Source organism: Streptomyces sp. NPDC020299 (assembly GCF_044387825.1).
GTDB lineage: Bacteria > Actinomycetota > Actinomycetes > Streptomycetales > Streptomycetaceae > Streptomyces.
Genome location: NZ_JBIRWL010000011.1, coordinates 73,225 through 89,967, shown reverse-complemented (window position 1 = coordinate 89,967; position 16,743 = coordinate 73,225). Strand labels below are relative to the sequence as shown.

Below are 16,743 nucleotides of genomic sequence, written 5' to 3'. Positions count from 1 at the left end.
CCCCCGCACTCCCCGCACACCTTCGTGCACTCCCGAACACCCCCATCACTTCAGGGAGATCGCGTGCGCAACACACTCCGGCGTTCCAGACGCCGTCTCCTCGCCCTGCTCGGCTCCGCGGCCCTGGCGCTCGCCGGGGCCATCGCCCTCCCCGGTACCGCACACGCGGCCAACGTCCTCACCAACCCGGGCTTCGAATCGGGCGGCCTCTCCCCCTGGACCTGCACCGGAAACCTCGGCTCGGTCGTCTCCTCCCCCGTGCACGGCGGCTCCAAAGCCCTCGCCGGGGCGGTCAGTTCGAGCGACAACGCCCAGTGCAGCCAGACCGTCTCCGTCCAGCCGAACACGACGTACAGCCTCAGCGGCTGGGTGCGCGGCAGTTACGTCTACCTCGGCGTGAACGGCGGCGCCTCCACCTGGACGACGTCGCCGTCCGCCTACAGTCAGCTGTCGGTGTCCTTCACCACCGGCGCCTCCCAGACCAGCGCCACGATCTACGTCCACGGCTGGTACGCGCAAGGCACCTACTACGCCGACGACATCAGCCTGGACGGGCCCGGCGGGGGCGGCGGTTCGGACACCCAGGCGCCGACCGCGCCCACCGGGCTGAGCTCCACGGGCAAGACCTCCTCGAGCGTGTCGCTGAAGTGGAACGCCTCCTCGGACAACGTGGGCGTGAGCGCGTACGACATCTACAGCGGCTCGAGCCAGGTCCTCAGCGTCTCCAGTACGTCCGCCACGGTCAGCGGCCTGTCGCCGAGCACCTCGTACACCTTCACCGTGAAGGCGCGGGACGCCGCCGGGAACACCTCCGCGGCCTCCAACTCCGTGTCCGTCACGACCGATGCGGGCAGCGGCGGCGGCACCGGCTTCAAGCAGGCCGCACCCTATCTGTACGAGGGCTGGGGCGATCCCCCGAGCCCGAGCACGGTGATGAGCGCGACCGGCGTCAAGTGGTTCACGATGGCCTTCGTGCTGGACTCCGGCGGCTGCAACCCCGCCTGGGACGGCAGCCGGCCGCTCACCGGCGGCGCCGACCAGAGCGCCATCAACGCCATCCGCTCCGCCGGCGGTGACATCGTCCCGTCGTTCGGCGGCTGGCAGGGCAGCAAGCTCGGCGCCAACTGCTCCTCCGCCGGAGCGCTTTCCGGGGCCCTGCAGAAGGTGATCGACGCCTACTCCCTGAAGGCGATCGACATGGACATCGAGAACTCGGACGAGTTCGAGAACGAGGCCGTGCAGGCGAAGATCCTCACCGCGCTGAAGACCGTCAAGGCCAACAACCCCGGCCTGAAGACCATCGTCACCTTCGGCACGTCGACCACCGGCCCGACCTACTACGGCAACCGCCTCATCGAGCAGGCGCAGTCGCTCGGCGCGAACATCGACGTCTTCACGATCATGCCGTTCGACTTCGGTGGCGGCTCCGACATGTACGGCAACACCGTGAACGCCGCCGAGGGCCTGAAGACCAAGCTGAAGTCGACCTTCGGGTGGGACGACGCCACCGCCTACTCCCACATCGGCATCTCCGGCATGAACGGCCTGTCCGACCAGCAGGAGAACACCACCCCGGCCATCTGGACCCACAAACCTATTTAGGGGTGGCAGAGTTCGCTAGCATCACCGCATGCCCTACGCGCCCGAGTACCTGCACCTCGTCATCCCCGGCGTCACCTTCGAGGCCATGCTCTACGGCCGCAACTCCGATGACGCCATCGGTGAAGGCAGCTCCGTCATCGACCAACTCGCAACCGGCCGCAGACTGTGCGACAACCACAAGTGGCACGTGACACGCGAGTTCAGCGACACGGACATCTCCGCCAGCAGGCACGGCCGCAAACCTCGCAACGATTTCGAGACACTGATCCAGACGCTCGGCACCGAGCCCGTGCCGTCCGGCACCCGACGCATCGTCGTCGCCTTCCAAGCGAGCCGCTACTACCGCGACCTTGAGGCCTACGTCCGCCTCCGCAAGGTCCTCCGGGACACCAACACGCTGCTCTGCTACAACGGGCAGGTCTACGACCTATCACGCCGCGACGACCTCAAGGCCACCGCGCAGCACGCCATCGACGCCGAGGACGAAGCGGAAGGCATCCGAGACGGGAACCTCCGCACGGCCGGCAGCCAGGCCCAGGCCGGCCTCCCGCACGGGAAATTGCTGTACGGGTACAACCGCACCTATCAGACCGTCAACGGGCGCAAACGCTGCACCGGACAGGACGAAGACCCCGTGCGTGGCCAGTACGTGCTGCAGTCCCTGGAACGCATCGACACGGGGCACTCCCTCAGGTCGCTCACCCGCTGGCTCAACTCCCAGCAGGACGCGACCCGCCTCGACGGCAAGCCGTGGACCGAGGCCTTCGCCCGGTCGATGCTCCTGAACCGGGCCTACCTCGGAGAGCGGGTCCACAAGGGCACCTACGTCAAGGCCGTGTGGGCTCCGATCAAGGGCCTGGAAACCCCCGACGGTCGCGCCATGTTCAACCGTGTGACAGCCGCGCTCACCCACCCGGCGCGGCTGATGCAGCGCGGGTCGGAGGTGGCGCACCTCCTGTCGTACCTCGCCCTGTGCGGCGAATGCGGCGACCACGCCGTGCTCCGCCACCTCTCCGGGAGCACGAAGCGTAAGCCCGGACTGTGCTGTAGCGAGAAGAACGACACCAGCATCGCCGAGGCCCGCATCGACGCATACGTCGAGGAAGCGGTCATCGACTGGTTCACCGACAAGGCCAAGGCCCGGGCCGCGCTCATCCCCGCAGACGACAAGGTCAAGGAGATGGCCGCCGCCGCCCAAAAGCTGATCAACGCCTACACGGAGCAGCTCGACGAAGCACGCCGAATGTCCCGGGAGTTCGACGCGGAAGCCGGCCGCTTCAAGCTCTCCGCCGTCTCGCTCGCGGCGATGGAGTTGGAGCTGGAGCCCAAGTTGGAGGCGGCGCAAGAGAAGCTTCGGACCTACACGGGTGTCTCGCCGCTGGTGCTCCGTCTGCTGGAGGCCCCCGATCCTGATGTGGTGTGGAACGGGCGGCTGGAGACTGAGGATCCGCCGGCGGTGCCGGGGCTCACGCTGGATCAGAGGCGCGAGGTGATCAAGAAGACCGTGACGGTGCGACTGTTCAAGGCGCAGGCGTCTGGTCGGCGGGCGCTGGACGACGGCCGTATCCGGCTGGCGTTCTTCGGTGAGCCGGGGTTCAGGGAGCGACCCCTCCGTGTTCCCGGGACCGCTCAGGGGACCGGCTCATCTGCCCGTGCTCGGGGAACTGGATGAGGTTGGCCGGTACGGGCTCGTCGGGCTTGAGCATGCCGGAGCGTTCCATCTGGACGCCGGTTCGGAAGGCTTCGCCTGCGAGCTGAAGTCTCTGTTCCTCGAACTTTTTCTGCATGGCGGCGCGTTCGGCGTACAGCGTGGCAGTGACGGCGGCGCGCTCTTCGTTCAAGTCGCGGGTGAGGCGCGTTGCTTCGGCTTCGAGTGCGCCTTGCAGGGCGGTGTATCGGCGCCGTTCTGCCTCGACCTCTCCGAGTGAGCGCACTAGCTCGCGGCGGACGACGCTGGTGTCGACGACCCAGTGATGGATCAGCGTGAGCGCGATCATCGTGAGTGCGGCGGTAACGAGGCATGTCCCACCCAGGGAACGGGACGCGTCGCTGCCGGTCACGCCGATGGCGCCGAGCCCGAGACCGCTCGCCAGTAGCGTGGCCCCGCCCGCCAGGATGATCCGACTGCCGCTTGCGAGCCTCATACACCGCACCCCCGCGTCACATCTGTGCTGCTGCGTCTCCGGAGGCGGCGGTGCCTTGCTCGGTCTCGGGTTGCGTGTTCTTCAGCGTGTCGATGATGCCGAGGAAGATCGAGCGGCGTACCTCGTCGTGGAAGCCAAGCCTGTTGGCGGCCTCCTCCGGTGTGATTCCTTCGGAGCCTACCTGTGACCGGCTCGTTTCGGACAGTGTCTGCTGTGACTCGCGGAAGTCGGCGGGAAGGTAGCGGGCCCTGACTAGCAGGTCGAGTGGGTCGAGCTTGATTGCCTTGGCGAGCGCGGGAATCGATTCCACGTCTGGAATTGTCTTGCCGCGGACGAGGCGGGACACCGTGCCGGGGGACATGCCGGTGTCGTCGGCGAGGCGTTGCTGTGAGCCGTAGCCCTCGTAGCCGGCGGCTTTGAGGGCGGGGAGGACAACCGTGAAGAACTCTTCGCGGTTCTGGGGGGTCTCCGTCATATTCCCGCACAGTACCTGCCTAGCTAGGCAGTAGCTAGAGACTGCCTCGCGAGGAAGGTGTGCCATCCAGTCACCGACCTGCGTCAACACAGGCCACACCCGCACTCGAACGCACGTTCGCCTCCAAATTCACCTCTGCCTTACGTGACACCTGCCTTGCGCGGCAGGAATTCTTGTGCCAGAGTCTTCCTCGTGAGGCAGAACCCACCCGCAACCTGCGGAAGGAGGCGCGCACCCATGTACCAGCTCAACGTCCGCAAGCTGCGCAGCAAGGCCCGCGAACACGGCGACACGAGCGGCTACGCCATCCAGAAGCGGACCGGAATCAACGACTCAACCGTCTACCGCATCCTGCGCGGCGCCGCCCAACCTGACCTGATTACGGCACTGCGACTCTCGGAGGCCTACAACTTCGACCTCCGCGACGTCATGGACACCGCCGAAGACGCCGAGGCCACCGCATGACCCGCGAAGAACGTCTCGCGATCCTCGGCCCCGAAACCGTCGCCGCGATCCGCGCCCGCGTAGCACTCGCCCCGGAACCGACAGACGAACTCGTCGAAGAACTCCGCCGGATCATGACCCGCCCCGGAGGCGCCGCGCCTCAGCCGCGGCCGACGGACGACGCCCAGCACGCGGCGAACGCCGCCGCCTGATCCCACTCACGCCGAAGGGCCGCTCCGACTGTGCCGGCCTGAGCAGCCCAACGACTCGGCGACCCCATCAACCAAGAAGAGAGGTCCCCGTGACCGACGAGGTTACCTTCCCGACTCCGCGCCCGATCAGCGAGCAGGGTGCTGCTGCTGAGGCGCTGGGTTCGCTGATCCGGATGTTCGGTCAGCTGCCTGACGCCTACATCAAGGTCCACCGGCCGGTGCTGTCCGTCCCGGCCGAGCTGGGGCTGCAGTTGGACACGCCGCAGGCCTTCGAGATTTGGCGGACGGCCCTGGGTATTGCGCCGTCCGGTGTGGAGATGCGTGCAACGTCTGACAAGCACGTGTGGCTGCAGGCTGACGGCGTGTTCCACGGCGTGGCCGTGCACCTGACCGGGTTCAACGTGCCGCTGACGGCGGAGCAGGCGAACACCCTTCAGGCCACCGATGAGACGCCGGCGGTGGCCGCATGAGCGACTCGATCATCGTCCGCGTCCGTCTGGACCGCTTCGACCTGATGTCGAACGCGAAGCAGACGCAGGTGTACGTGCAGATCCCCGAGGTCGCGCGTGCGTCGTGGCTGCTGGACGCGGAGTTCTACTCCGTGCTGAAGAGCGAGCCGTGGCCGCACGTCGTGGACTCCGCGCAGGAGTGCTACGTGCAGCGCGGCACGTTGACCGACCCCGCCTCGACCGCCGCCCGCGCCGCCGTCGTGGAGTGGCTGCTGGACGACGCAAACCACGACGCGATGCACGCCGCGTGGGAGCAGGACCAGGCCCGCCAGCACCCTGTAGCACGGAAGCTGCTCGCGGAGAACGAGCAACTGCGGGCGCGGATCGCCGAGTTGCAGACGGAACGGCACTCGACGAACGAAGCCCTCGCGGACACGACGGTGGCGCAGCGTGCGGCGGAGGTGTCGGCGGACAAGCTGACGCGGCTGCTGGCACCGACGCAGGCCCTCCGCGAGGACGAGGCCGCCGTGTTCGTGCCGCGGACGGAGCGGTCGTACTGGGTGGCCATCGCCGACGCCCTCAATGCCGCACACGCCGTCGGGATGCCGGTCGGCATCGACCTCGACGGCACCCTCACCGACCACAACGCGTGGTCCGTGGTCTGGGACCGGGTCACCGAACAGTGGACGGTCGCCGGATACGACGACGCCTCCGGGGCCAACGGCAAGGGAGCGGCCCGATGAACCGTATCCGCCTCAATCTGCACCGTCTGTTCCGGCGGTCGGCCGTCACGGGTCCGTACCGGATCTACGTCCACCGCACCCCGACCGGCGTCATGTTGGACGTCGAGCACTACCTGATCTCCGTGATCAAGTCGATCGCTGACGACCCCGAGTTGCTCGACCTGCTGCTGGAGGTCGCGGAGGACCGGGGGCTGGCGCGGGGCCACGACGGCTGGGAGCCGGAGCGGCTGCTCGTCGAGAAGCTGACGGCGGAGCTGGGCTACGAACTGCCGGTGTACGGCGGCGAGCTGACGAAGATGGCCCAGCGGTTGAGCGTCCTGGACTACGTGGTCAACGGGGCTGCGATCCCCGCGCAGCGTGAGGCGGGTGCGGCATGAGCGCCCGGAACATGATCAAGCCGGATACGGCTGCCGTGGTGCACGGCTTCGCCCAGCCGGGTCGCATCTACACCCGGCAGTGTCACGGCGTCCGCGCGGAGTTCGATGTCCGGCACGTTTCCGAACGCCCGGACGGCGGTTGGCAGGCGTTCGGCTGGTACCGACGGCAGCCCCGGACGTCGTGGCACCCGTATTCGCAGGACACCGCCGAGTTCGAGCTCAGCGGCTGGACCGAGGTCGCCGAGGGCGGTGAGGGGCAGTGAGCCGCCGCAAGTTCGTCAGGTCCGTCTTCGGGGGCGTGGCCTCCGGTCTCGTCGCCGGTCTCATCGTCAACCCGGTGTGGCTGGCGGTGAGCGGGCGCCAGCCGTCGCTGCTCGTCAGCCTGGTCGCGACGTACGTGGTCACCAGCTTGTGGGGCATCGGGCAGGCCATCCGCTTCCACCGGAAGTGGAAGCAGGTCGCCGCCGCCTACCGGCTGCCTGCGCTGGGCGAGGGGATCGAGATCCCGCACCGACCGCCCACCGACGGCGGTGAGGACCAGTGAGTCGCCTCGCCAAGCGCCGCCAGGTGAACCACAAGGAGACCGCCGAGGCGCTGCGCCGCAGTCCTGGGGTGTGGCTGATCGTCGGCGAGTACCGGAACCGCTCAACCGCCAGCAGCACTTCGTACGCCATCCGCGCGGCAACCCCTGGTGTCGGCGCCTGGTACGCGCCCCCAGACTCGTTCGAGTCCCGCACCGAGCTGGTCGAGGAAGGCGTGCGTGTCTACGCCCGCTACGTCGGCACCCGCCGCGACTGGCTCCTCGCCGCGATAAGGGCTGCTGGCCAGCCGATCACCACGCACGACGCCGAACTGCTCCTCGCCGACTCGCCTTGGCCGACGGCCGGCCGGAACACCGTCCGGAAAGACCTGCGCGGCCTGGCCCGCAACGGCCGCCTCGACACCGGCACCACCGCCACGGGGCGCCGCCTCTACATCCCGAAGGACTGCGCATGAACAAGCCGAACGGCCCGTCCGGGCTGCGGCAGTTGATCTTCGAAGCCGCACTTGAGATGTCCCTGAACCTGACCACTACGGAGATCGCGCAGCTGGCGCACCTCGTCGCCGAGAAAGCAGCGGTTCAGCGCGGAACGCAGGTTGACACGAACCTGCCGCCGCGCCAGATGGACGTCCTCCGGGCGCTCGTGGCGGGCGAGACCCGCCAGGAGACCGCCGCCCGGTTGCAGCTCGCCGAGAACACGGTGGCCACCCACCGGCGGCTGCTGTACAAGCGGCTGGGCGCGTACACGGGCGGGCAGGCCGTCGCGATCGCGTCCCGTCACGGGCTCCTGCCGACCGGTGGTGCCCGCTGATGGCCGCGCGGGAGATCGGCGCGGCGCTCGTCTACTACGCCGTGGTCGGCACGGTGATCGCGTGCGCGGCGACCGTCGTCGGGTTCACCCCGCTGCACGGCGTGTACGCGACTGCGGCGACTGGGGCTGCGGTGATCGTGTCCGGCTACGCGGCCAGCGTCCTCGTCGACGCGATCGCGGCCCGGGTGAAGGGCGGCCGGCCGTGAGCGTCCAGCACATGTCCTTCGACACCCAGCGGGTCCTCGGGCAGATCGAGCGCGGCGAGCTGCGGTGCGGGCCGGATGCGGCCCGGGCGCTCGCCGCCCGCGCTATGGAGGCGTACGGCAACGCCGTCTGGGAGCCAGTACCGGCCGCCAGTCTTCGGCAGCCCGGGCAGGTGCCGTCCGCCCTGCTGTCCGTCGATGCCCGCCGCACGGTCATCAGTCACGCTGAGGCCGCCGCCGCGCTTCGGGCTCAGCCGGGCGTGTGGCTTCTGGTCGGCCAGTGGCAGACGTGGGCCGGCGCCTGGGCTGCCGCAGACCGGATTCGCAGTGCCGATGGCGCGCCGATGTACGGGCCTGCGGGCGCGTTCGAGGCCCGCACCGTGCCCGTGTCGAAGGGCGCGAAGGTCGAGGCCCGCTACGTCGGCGAACCGTCGCAGTCCGCCGACGAGGCCTGGGCCGGCGCCCTCGCCTCCATTCACACAACCAGCACCACCACGGGGGAACCCTCATGAGCGAGATCGTCAAGCACCAGGGCTACGCGCCTGCAGTCGCACAGCGGGGAGGCGCGCTCTCCCTCGGGCACATGACGCCGCACGAGGCGTGGCTGTTCTGCCAGTCCCTCGCGGACACCCCGCTCCTGCCCGACGCGTACCGCCGCAACCCGGCCTCCGTGCTGTGGGCCATGGAGTACGGGCGCGCCCTCGGCCTGGACGTCGTCACCACCATCACCACCATCCACGTCATCAAGGGCAAGCCGTCCCAGTCCGCCGACCTCATGCTGTCCCGCACCCGCTCTGCGGGCCACAAGGTCCGCATCCGGCAGGAGCCCGGCAGCTGCACCGTCAGCATCTGGCGCTCCGACGACCCGGACTTCGAGAACACGATCACCTGGACCTACGACGACGCCGTCACCGCGGGCCTGTGCGAGATGCGCAATAACCGCCCGTACTCCCGCAGCAAGCAGAACAACGAGCCGCAGAACTGGGAGAAGTACCCGCGGGCCATGCTCCGGGCCCGCGCCATCTCCGAGTGTGTGCGGACCGCGTGCCCGGAGGTTCTGCACGGGGCCATTTACACGCCGGAAGAACTCGGAGCGCGGGTCGATTCGGAAGGTCTGCCGGTCGAGGCCGAGGTGACGCAACTCCGCCAGGTGCAGCCTGGCGAGGCCGATCCGTGGACCATGCCTGCGCCCTCGCCGGAAGTGACCACGGAGGGTCCGGTCGTCGAGCCGCACCGCCCGGCGCAGGACATCGCGGACGAGGCGCAGAAGGCCACCACGAAGGAGCGCTTCACCCAGCTGTGGGGGCTGGCCAAGACGGGGCGGCTCATGGAGGCCCCTGTGAAGGCGCCCGACACCGGGCAGATCGACGAGCTCGGCCAGTACCTCACCCGCCGTGCAAAGGATTTCGCGGACCCGGAGCCTCAGGGCAGCGGAACCGAAGACGGTGTGACGGACGCCGAGGTCGTCCCCGAGGGCGAAACCGAAGCCGACAAGGCTGAGCGGGAGCTCCGTGCCACCGCCGCCCGGGTGGGCCTCGACAACCTCGACGCCGAGTTTGAGCAGAGCTACGGCCTCCCGATCGCCCAGGCCGGCGCGCAGCAGATGCGCGAGATGACCGGCCTGCTGACCGGCTCCGCAGCCTGAACCACCACCAGGGCGGGGCCGTCCGCGCCCGAAACGCGGACGGCCCCGCCCGCAAGGAGAACACACCATGACGCTGAAAGACACCGCAGCCCGCGCCGCGGTCCTCGACACCCTCCACAAGGCCATCGGCGACGAGCTCAAGACCGCCAAGCGTGACCTCGAAGACGGCCTGCGCGCCGCCAAGGAGGAGACCGGCACCCAGAAGATCGCCGTCAGCCTCGACGACGGCCCCGACATCGGCACCGTCAGCCTGGTCCAGCCGAAGGCAGCCGCCGCCGTCACCGACCCCGACGCGTTCACCGCTTGGGCGCTGGAGAACTACAACACCGAGATCACCCGCCGGTTCGTCACCGAGGTGAAGCCCGGCTTCCAGAAGAAGATCCTCGACGCGCTCACGGCCGCCGGGACGGCGGAGTGGGCTGACCCGGAGACCGGCGTCATCCATGACGTGCCGGGCGTGGAGATGCAGGGCCGGGCCGCGTACACCCGGCTGACCGTGCCGGACGCCGGTAAGGCGGCGATCGCCGAGGCGTGGCGTGAGGGCCGCCTGGCCGTCGCCGGGATGCCCGTGGTGGCGCCGGTGGCGATCGAGGCCGCAGACGAGGGCGGGGACGCCGCGAAGCTGCGGCAGCGCGTTGCCGAGCTGGAGAAGCGCGACGCGTGGCTGTCCGCGCTGGAGGCGGCTGGGGTCGACAACTGGGAGGGCTGGGACCACGCGGTCCAGATCTCCGAGGGAGGTGCCGAGTGAGCACCACACCCCAGCCCAGTCCCACCGGGCCCTCGTGGCACCGCGGCCCGCTGGCCAGTTTCGACTTGGAAACCACGGGCCTGGCCGTCGAGACGGACCGCATCGTGACCGGAGCCTTGATCCGGTCGAGTGGCGAGACACTGCGGTGGCTGTCCGACGGGGACGGCGTAGAGATCCCAGCGGCCGCAAGTGCGGTGCACGGCATCACGACCGAGTACGCCCGCGCGCACGGCCGTCCGGCGAAGCAGGTCGTCGAGGAGATCGCGGACGCGGTCGCCAGCGAGCTCGGCGCGAACCGTGCCGCGCTGGTGGTCATGAACGCCCCGTTCGACCTCTCCATGCTCGATGCGGAGTGCCGACGGTATGGCGTGGCGTCGCTTGCTGACCGGCTCGGCGCGGTGGCACCGGTCGTCGATCCGCTGGTCCTGGACCGGGCCGCGGACCGGTATCGCAGGGGCCGGCGGAATCTCGAAGCGCTCGCCGCCCACTACGGCGTCACGTTGACGGACGCGCACACCGCGGATGCCGACGCGCAGGCCGCGCTCGACGTGGCCCGTGCGATCGCCGAACGGTACGCGCAGATTCAGGTGCCCGCCGAGGTGCTGCACGGCTGGCAGGTGCAGTGGCACGCGGCGTGGGCCGCGAACTTCCAGGCGAGCCTGCGCCGCAAGGGCGAGACGGACGCGGTGATCGATGGCTCGTGGCCGCTTCGTCCGGTCGGAGGTGCGGCATGAGCTGGTTCGTCACCCGCCGCCGCTTCGAGGTGGAACTAGGCGCGGCGAAATCAGAGGCCGCTCGGCAGCGGAAGCGCGCCGAGAACGCCGAGGAACGCGAGGAGACCGCGGTCTTCAACCGTCAGCAGGTCCTCGCGCAGAACGCCGAGCTCGACGCCGCGAACCGGCGGCTTGAGGGCCGGAACAAGGCGCTGGCTGAGCGCTTGGAGGCCGCGCAGGTCGGCGGCGGCTTCGACCGGGCCAAGGCGAAGGAGACCGCGGACCGGATCGCCGAGCTCACGGCCGAGACCGCACGCGCCCGGGACGAGCTGAAGGCGGAGCGCGCCAACAGCACCAGTCTGGCCCGGCAAGTGACGGCGCTACAGAAACGGCTGGACGACGCAGTCGGCCTCACGCCCTCGGGGATCCGGGACAGCTCGCCCTACCAGCCGGGCTACAAGAAGCCGACGCCCGACAAGGAGGCGAGCGCGTCGTGATCGAGCAGATCGCTGTGGGCGCTGCCGTGCTCGTCGCGGGCCTGACCGGCGTGACACGGGGCGTGATGGCCTCGTGGCCCGCTCCGACCCTCGGCCGGCACCGAGCCTCCGGGACGGTGCCGTTGGATGACCTGTTGGGGCCGCCGTCGCCGTACACGACGCCGGGCTTCGCGGACGTTCCGGTGTCGGGCGTGGTCGTGCAGGCGTGGCGGCCGTGTTCGGGCCCGTGTGGGCAGGAGATGCCGTCCGTGCTGCACGCGGACGGTACCTGGCAGTGCGGCCACTGCCTGACGGTCTCGGGCGGTGCCGCGTGAACGGCTACCTCCTCGCTCAGGCGCTGCAGACTAGCGTGCTGATCGTCAAGGCCGCCATGATCGCGGTCGCGCTTGTCGCCACCCTCCTCGCCGTCGGCATCCTCATCGCCGTCTTCTTCCTGTGTCGGCTGGTGCGCTGGTACCGGAACGCCGACCAGGCGGACACGGTGCCGGACCCGCGGCCGCCGCTCCCGCACCGGACGAAGCCTGCTGCGCGCGAGACGGCTTGGGGTATCAACCTCGCCCTCCGTGACCAGTGCGAGCGCCTCTACTCCCTGCCTCCCCGGCATCCGGGCCCGGACCGGCTGTGGCAGGCCATCCACGACGACCAGGCGAAGGAGGCCGACGATGTCTGAACCCACCGACCTCGATGCGCTGTTTGACGCGATCTTCACCCGCCCGGCCAAGGGGCCTGGCGCCCGCGCGGCTTGCGGTACTCCGGCCGGCTACTACCGGCACCGCCGTGAGGGCGACGAGATCTGCGACGCCTGCCGTCAGGCCAACACCGACGCGAAGAACGCCAGCTACGCCGCGCCGGTGAAGCGGCCCCGGCAGCTGAAGCCGATCGCTCACGGCACCATCCGGGGCGCCCGCCAGCACTACTACCGCAAGGACCCGCCGTGCCCGGAGTGCCTCCAGGCGCAGCGGGAGTACCAGAACGCCGTCAAGCAGGCCCGACGGAACGGCGGTGCCCAGTGAGCCGCCGGACCATCGTCTGTGCCGCCTGCGGCGAGTCCCGCGAGCACCGTGCCCATGGTTGGTGCGAGCCGTGCCACCGCCGTTGGCGGTACCACGGCCGCCCGGCCGACGGCCCGCCGCCGGTCCGCGTCGTCTCCCACGAGGACGTGGCGGGAACCCCGCGGGGCTGGGACTGGCACAAGCGGCACCAGACGGTGGCGTGCCCGCCGTGCCGGGACGCGCACAACGCGGACGTCCGCTTGAGCTACCAGGTCGTGGTGCTGCGCCGCCTGAGCCGGCAGCTCGACCGGATCGGCCAGCAGCAGGTCGGCGGTGCCGCATGACCACCCCGACCGTGCTCCGCGAGCCCCCGAACCACGACACCACCACCTGCTACACCAAGTACGGCTGCCGTAGGCCCGAGTGCACCGACCGGTACAACGCCAACGAGCGCGAGCGGGCCCGGCTGCACCGAGCAGGCGAGTACCGACACCTCACCGACGCGGCCCCGGTCCGCGCGCACGTCCAGCAGTTGATCGCCGCAGGGGCCAGCCCGCGCGGGATCGCTCTGCGGGCCCAGACGAGCCTGAGAGTGGTCTCCGACCTCCTCCCTCCCCGCTCCAGTGGCCGGCGGACGCCGGTGCGGCACCGGCTCCTCACCAGCAACGCGGAGAAGCTGCTCGCTGTCAGCGCGGGCGACGTCATCCCGCAGTACGTGCCCGCACTCGGCACGAGCCGCCGTCTTCGGGCCCTCGTCGCGGACGCCTGGCCCATGACGGAGATCGCCGGATGGGTGGACCTCTACCCGGGCTACATCAGCGCCCTGATCGGCCGGGCCAGCCTGTACGACGACGCACAGGTCATGGGGGCTACCGCGCTCAAGGTGGCCCGCGGCTACGACACGCTCCGTGTCAAGAGGCCCTCCAGGTACGGCATCTCCCGCCGCTCGGCTTCGTATGTCCGCAACCTCGCGAAGCGGCGGAACTGGCCGCCGACCCGCTACTGGGACCAGTTCCCGGGCGCGATCGACGACCCGCACTTCATCCCGGAGTACGGCAAGGCCCGCATCACGGTGATCGCCGAAGAAGCCCACTGGCTGATGACGGCCGGCCGCCTCGACCGCGGCCTGGTCGCCGAACGCCTCGGCGTGGACCGGACGTACGTCGACAAGGCCCTCCACCAGCACCCCGAGTACGCACCGGAGGTGGCGGCATGAGCCCGACCCAGCCGAACGCGTCCCGGGAGGACATCATCACCGCGCTTCGTCAGGGCCACAGCAACAGCAAGATCATGCGGGACCTGCGCTGCGACAAGACCCGCGTCGCCCGCCTCCGCCACGAGCTGGGCCTGCCCCAGTTCGTGAAGGCCGAGCAGACCCGCACCGTCGAGGACAAGTGGGCGCTGTTCGCCCGGCCCGTCGACGGCGGCCACATGGAGTGGACCGGCGAGAGAGCCAAGGGCAGCGGTACCCCGCTCCTCACCTACAAGGAGAGGCACCTCAGCGCCGCCGGGGTGGCGTTCCGGATTCGCACTGGTCGTGCGCCTGAGGGGTACGCCATCGCTGACTGCGGGGTTCAGCACTGCATTGCGCCCGAGCACGTCAACGACGAGGCCGGACGCCAGCAGGCCCGCCGTGCGCTCCGCACCAGCCAGGGCCTCGGCGACGTCTCCACGTTGTGCGTGCACGGCCACAACCAGCAGGAGCACGGCCGACTCGACCCCACCGGCACCGCGTACTGCGAGGCGTGCAAGCGCGAGTGGCGGCGCGACCCCGCCGCCATGAAAGCGCGGACCGCGACCACCCGCGAGGAGCAGTTCAGGGTCATCGAGCAGCTGCTCCGCGAGAGCACTCCTGACGCCCGCATCGCTCGCCAGCTGGGAGTCTCCTCGGCCACCGTCAAACGCGTCCGTACAGAACTCGGGCTACCGCCGGCACGGTCCGGACGCCCCGACACCTATGCCTCGCCGGAAGACGCGTTCCACGCGAACACCGAAGCAGTCGAGGGCGGCCACGTTCGCTGGACCGGCTACATCAACAAGGGCATTCCGTACGTCTCCAGCCGTCAGACCCGGATCACCGCCGCGAGGGTTGCTTTCCGTCTCCACCACGGCCGCGATCCCGAAGGGCAGGCCCGGCCCGGGTGCGGCGTGGACCACTGCGTCGCGGGCGGCCACCTGGAGGACCGAAGGATCCGTGAGGCGAACCGCCGCGCTGACCGCGCGTACAGGCTGCTCTTCGGGGAGGCGTCGTGAGCCACCACGTCTACCCCGACACCACCAGCCGGGACAGCGACTGGCGTGACCGGGCAGTCTGCCGCGACCGTCGCCGCTACGACCCCGAGTTGTGGTTCCTGGTCGGTGCAACCGGGCTGGCGCTCCTGCAGATCGAGGAGGCCAAGAATGTCTGCCACCGCCTCTGCCCTGTTGCCGAACTGTGCTTGCAGTGGGCGCTGGAGACCCGGCAGGAGTTCGGGGTGTGGGGTGGGCTGAGCGAGGACGAGCGCCGGAGGCTCCAGCGCCGGAAGGGCCGCCGCCCGGCACCCCACCTGGAGCCGGAGGCTGCGGCCGAGGAGACGCCGGCCGCCCTGTATGTGAAGCACACGGAGCCCGCCGAGGACGGTCACCGGGTCTGGATCGGCCCCACCCCGACCGTACGGGTCGGTGACAAGCACGTCGGGTACCGACGGCTCGCGTTCGAAGCCACGACGGGCGTCCCGCCGTCCGGGCCGGTCAAGGCCGACTGCGACCACCACAAGTGCGTCGCCCACCTGACGGACGCCACACTCCGGGCCGCACGGAAGGCGACGGCATGACCAGCCGCGAGCCGCGGGCGTGCGACTACTGGGTCGGCGTCGAGCAGCGGCACTGCCACGCGACTGAGGGCGTCCGCCTGTTCCTGCCGGGCCTGCGGTGCCCAGCTCATACGCCGCGCGCGCTTCAGGGCCTGGACGAGATCCCGCCCGGCCCGGGTGACCGCGCCGTGGCTTCTGGCAAGCGCCGTTCGAACCCGGCTGCATTCCGGGCCGCTCGGGCCGCTGTCGGCCGAGCCCCTGACCCGGCGCCGGGGCTCCGTCTCGACCCGGGGCAGCGCGACCACCGGGGCGGCTGGATCCGCATCCCGAACGCCGACTTCGTCTGCCCGGCCTGTCGGGAAACCGAGAGCGCCAGCGGGGACCAGGTCGCCCACTTCGCCACCCACATCACAGCCGAGCACCAGCAGCGGTGCCCGGCCAACAACAAAGGCGGCGGCGCCCTGCCCGGCACCGCCGCCCCAACAACCACAGAAAGCAGCAACTCGTGAACGCCGAATCGCTGAACGTCGAAACCCTACCCCTGCTCGCCGACATCGACGGGCCTACCGCCGTCGTCGTCGAGGTCACCCCCGACATCGCCCGAACCTGGCTACGCAACAACACCCACAACCGCAAGGTCCGGGAGCGCGCCGTCGCCGACTACGCCCGGGACATGGCCGCCGGCCACTGGAACCTGAACGGCGAGGCGATCAAGTTCGCCACCGACGGCACCGTCCTCGACGGGCAGCACCGGCTCCGCGCCGTGATCGAATCCGGTGTCACGGTGCAGATGCTCGTCGTCGTGGGCCTCGACCCGGCCGCGCAGGAAACCATGGACACCGGCCGGAAGCGCACCACCGGCGACGTCATGGGCCTCCGCGGAGAGACCAACGCCCACACCCTGGCCGCAGTTCTGCGCCGCGTCTGGGCGTGGAAGCAGGGCGACTACCGGTTCAGCGGCAACTACGCGGCGACCAACCGCGAGTGCGCCCAGCTCCTCGCCGACCACCCCGAACTGCGACGCTCCGCTGAGATCGCCGTCCGGACCAGGAATGCGTTCCCGCACATCCCGCAATCGGTCCTCGGTACCGCCCACCACCTGTTCGCGGCGATCTCCCTGGACGAGGCGACCTGGTTCTTCCAGCGGATCGCGGACGGCGCGGAACTCCCTGTCGGACACCCGGTCCTCGCGCTGCGGTCGCGAGTGACCTCGGAACGTCTCGACAGCATGCGCATGCCGGAGTCCCGGCACATGGCCTACCTGGTGCGGACCTGGAACGCGGTACGCGAAGGCCGTTCGCTGGACCGGCTGGTGCACCCGCCGAACAGCCAGATGCCCATGCCCAAGTAGCCAC

The 16,743-nt window shown here is 70.0% G+C and carries 27 protein-coding genes and 1 pseudogene; 26 read left to right on the top strand and 2 right to left on the bottom strand.

Annotation, left to right across the window (positions count from 1 at the left end; genetic code table 11):
- Positions 1–63: 63 nt before the first annotated feature.
- Together ACH45E_RS26955 and ACH45E_RS26950 are read left to right on the top strand one after the other, a co-directional pair.
- Complete coding sequence (locus tag ACH45E_RS26955) at positions 64–1,602, top strand: carbohydrate binding domain-containing protein (RefSeq protein WP_361446512.1); 1,539 nt, start codon at positions 64–66, stop codon at positions 1,600–1,602.
- Between the two features lie 28 nt (positions 1,603–1,630).
- Positions 1,631–3,274 carry a recombinase family protein gene (locus tag ACH45E_RS26950; RefSeq protein ID WP_361446510.1) on the top strand — a complete coding sequence of 548 codons (1,644 nt, stop codon included), beginning with the start codon at positions 1,631–1,633 and terminating at the stop codon, positions 3,272–3,274.
- Here the strand turns inward: ACH45E_RS26950 and ACH45E_RS26945 are convergent.
- Both ACH45E_RS26945 and ACH45E_RS26940 read right to left on the bottom strand, forming a co-directional pair.
- A complete protein-coding gene (locus tag ACH45E_RS26945; RefSeq protein ID WP_361446508.1) occupies positions 3,198–3,746 on the bottom strand; it encodes a hypothetical protein in 549 nt (182 codons plus the stop codon). The two genes, ACH45E_RS26950 and ACH45E_RS26945, sit on opposite strands and share 77 nt — an antisense overlap.
- Positions 3,747–3,762: 16 nt before the next feature.
- The gene (locus ACH45E_RS26940; RefSeq protein WP_361446506.1) at positions 3,763–4,221 is read right to left on the bottom strand and encodes a helix-turn-helix transcriptional regulator; all 459 of its coding nucleotides are present in this window, start codon (positions 4,219–4,221) and stop codon (positions 3,763–3,765) included.
- A gap of 237 nt (positions 4,222–4,458) precedes the next feature.
- Here ACH45E_RS26940 and ACH45E_RS26935 point away from each other — a divergent pair, with 237 nt between their 5' ends.
- The 24 genes and pseudogenes from ACH45E_RS26935 to ACH45E_RS26820 all read left to right on the top strand — a co-directional run bounded on the left by ACH45E_RS26935 (position 4,459) and on the right by ACH45E_RS26820 (position 16,739).
- Positions 4,459–4,686 carry a helix-turn-helix transcriptional regulator gene (locus ACH45E_RS26935; protein WP_361446504.1) on the top strand — a complete coding sequence of 76 codons (228 nt, stop codon included), beginning with the start codon at positions 4,459–4,461 and terminating at the stop codon, positions 4,684–4,686.
- Entirely contained in the window at positions 4,683–4,877 is a 195-nt protein-coding gene (locus tag ACH45E_RS26930) for a hypothetical protein (RefSeq protein ID WP_361446502.1), read from the top strand. Before ACH45E_RS26935 ends, ACH45E_RS26930 begins: the two co-directional genes overlap by 4 nt.
- An 89-nt stretch (positions 4,878–4,966) precedes the next feature.
- Entirely contained in the window at positions 4,967–5,347 is a 381-nt protein-coding gene (locus ACH45E_RS26925; RefSeq protein WP_361446500.1) for a hypothetical protein, read from the top strand.
- Entirely contained in the window at positions 5,344–6,069 is a 726-nt protein-coding gene (locus ACH45E_RS26920) for a hypothetical protein (RefSeq protein ID WP_361446498.1), read from the top strand. The genes ACH45E_RS26925 and ACH45E_RS26920 overlap by 4 nt, the downstream gene beginning before the upstream one ends.
- Positions 6,066–6,446, top strand: coding sequence for a hypothetical protein (locus tag ACH45E_RS26915; RefSeq protein ID WP_361446496.1), 381 nt, complete (start codon positions 6,066–6,068; stop codon positions 6,444–6,446). Before ACH45E_RS26920 ends, ACH45E_RS26915 begins: the two co-directional genes overlap by 4 nt.
- Positions 6,443–6,709 (top strand): hypothetical protein, encoded by a 267-nt coding sequence (locus ACH45E_RS26910; RefSeq protein WP_361446494.1) that lies wholly within the window; start codon positions 6,443–6,445, stop codon positions 6,707–6,709. The genes ACH45E_RS26915 and ACH45E_RS26910 overlap by 4 nt, the downstream gene beginning before the upstream one ends.
- On the top strand, positions 6,706–6,990 hold the full coding sequence (locus ACH45E_RS26905) for a hypothetical protein (RefSeq protein WP_361446492.1): 285 nt from the start codon (positions 6,706–6,708) through the stop codon (positions 6,988–6,990). The genes ACH45E_RS26910 and ACH45E_RS26905 overlap by 4 nt, the downstream gene beginning before the upstream one ends.
- Positions 6,987–7,442 carry a hypothetical protein gene (locus ACH45E_RS26900; protein WP_361446490.1) on the top strand — a complete coding sequence of 152 codons (456 nt, stop codon included), beginning with the start codon at positions 6,987–6,989 and terminating at the stop codon, positions 7,440–7,442. Before ACH45E_RS26905 ends, ACH45E_RS26900 begins: the two co-directional genes overlap by 4 nt.
- Positions 7,439–7,798 carry a LuxR C-terminal-related transcriptional regulator gene (locus tag ACH45E_RS26895; protein ID WP_361446488.1) on the top strand — a complete coding sequence of 120 codons (360 nt, stop codon included), beginning with the start codon at positions 7,439–7,441 and terminating at the stop codon, positions 7,796–7,798. Before ACH45E_RS26900 ends, ACH45E_RS26895 begins: the two co-directional genes overlap by 4 nt.
- Positions 7,798–8,004 (top strand): hypothetical protein, encoded by a 207-nt coding sequence (locus tag ACH45E_RS26890; RefSeq protein WP_361446486.1) that lies wholly within the window; start codon positions 7,798–7,800, stop codon positions 8,002–8,004. Before ACH45E_RS26895 ends, ACH45E_RS26890 begins: the two co-directional genes overlap by 1 nt.
- Positions 8,001–8,513, top strand: a complete 513-nt coding sequence (locus ACH45E_RS26885) for a hypothetical protein (RefSeq protein WP_361446484.1) — start codon at positions 8,001–8,003, stop codon at positions 8,511–8,513. The genes ACH45E_RS26890 and ACH45E_RS26885 overlap by 4 nt, the downstream gene beginning before the upstream one ends.
- Positions 8,510–9,646, top strand: coding sequence for a recombinase RecT (locus tag ACH45E_RS26880; RefSeq protein WP_361446482.1), 1,137 nt, complete (start codon positions 8,510–8,512; stop codon positions 9,644–9,646). The genes ACH45E_RS26885 and ACH45E_RS26880 overlap by 4 nt, the downstream gene beginning before the upstream one ends.
- Positions 9,647–9,713: 67 nt before the next feature.
- Positions 9,714–10,394 carry a hypothetical protein gene (locus tag ACH45E_RS26875; RefSeq protein ID WP_361446480.1) on the top strand — a complete coding sequence of 227 codons (681 nt, stop codon included), beginning with the start codon at positions 9,714–9,716 and terminating at the stop codon, positions 10,392–10,394.
- On the top strand, positions 10,391–11,128 hold the full coding sequence (locus ACH45E_RS26870) for an exonuclease domain-containing protein (protein WP_361446478.1): 738 nt from the start codon (positions 10,391–10,393) through the stop codon (positions 11,126–11,128). The genes ACH45E_RS26875 and ACH45E_RS26870 overlap by 4 nt, the downstream gene beginning before the upstream one ends.
- Positions 11,125–11,604 (top strand): hypothetical protein, encoded by a 480-nt coding sequence (locus tag ACH45E_RS26865; RefSeq protein WP_361446476.1) that lies wholly within the window; start codon positions 11,125–11,127, stop codon positions 11,602–11,604. The genes ACH45E_RS26870 and ACH45E_RS26865 overlap by 4 nt, the downstream gene beginning before the upstream one ends.
- Positions 11,601–11,918, top strand: a complete 318-nt coding sequence (locus tag ACH45E_RS26860) for a hypothetical protein (RefSeq protein ID WP_361446474.1) — start codon at positions 11,601–11,603, stop codon at positions 11,916–11,918. The genes ACH45E_RS26865 and ACH45E_RS26860 overlap by 4 nt, the downstream gene beginning before the upstream one ends.
- Positions 11,915–12,274: a hypothetical protein gene (locus ACH45E_RS26855; protein WP_361446472.1), complete on the top strand. Its 360-nt coding sequence runs from the start codon at positions 11,915–11,917 to the stop codon at positions 12,272–12,274. Before ACH45E_RS26860 ends, ACH45E_RS26855 begins: the two co-directional genes overlap by 4 nt.
- Positions 12,267–12,617: a hypothetical protein gene (locus ACH45E_RS26850; RefSeq protein WP_361446470.1), complete on the top strand. Its 351-nt coding sequence runs from the start codon at positions 12,267–12,269 to the stop codon at positions 12,615–12,617. The genes ACH45E_RS26855 and ACH45E_RS26850 overlap by 8 nt, the downstream gene beginning before the upstream one ends.
- Positions 12,614–12,940, top strand: coding sequence for a hypothetical protein (locus ACH45E_RS26845; protein ID WP_361446468.1), 327 nt, complete (start codon positions 12,614–12,616; stop codon positions 12,938–12,940). Before ACH45E_RS26850 ends, ACH45E_RS26845 begins: the two co-directional genes overlap by 4 nt.
- Positions 12,937–13,812, top strand: coding sequence for a hypothetical protein (locus ACH45E_RS26840; RefSeq protein ID WP_361446466.1), 876 nt, complete (start codon positions 12,937–12,939; stop codon positions 13,810–13,812). The genes ACH45E_RS26845 and ACH45E_RS26840 overlap by 4 nt, the downstream gene beginning before the upstream one ends.
- Complete coding sequence (locus tag ACH45E_RS26835; RefSeq protein ID WP_361446464.1) at positions 13,809–14,849, top strand: hypothetical protein; 1,041 nt, start codon at positions 13,809–13,811, stop codon at positions 14,847–14,849. Before ACH45E_RS26840 ends, ACH45E_RS26835 begins: the two co-directional genes overlap by 4 nt.
- Positions 14,846–15,136, top strand: a pseudogene (locus ACH45E_RS26830) (WhiB family transcriptional regulator); the annotation flags it as partial. The gene ACH45E_RS26835 and the pseudogene ACH45E_RS26830, both read left to right, overlap by 4 nt.
- 269 nt (positions 15,137–15,405) lie before the next feature.
- The gene (locus ACH45E_RS26825) at positions 15,406–15,897 is read left to right on the top strand and encodes a hypothetical protein (RefSeq protein WP_361446462.1); all 492 of its coding nucleotides are present in this window, start codon (positions 15,406–15,408) and stop codon (positions 15,895–15,897) included.
- A complete protein-coding gene (locus tag ACH45E_RS26820) occupies positions 15,894–16,739 on the top strand; it encodes a hypothetical protein (protein WP_361446460.1) in 846 nt (281 codons plus the stop codon). Before ACH45E_RS26825 ends, ACH45E_RS26820 begins: the two co-directional genes overlap by 4 nt.
- The last annotated feature ends 4 nt before the right edge of the window (positions 16,740–16,743 follow it).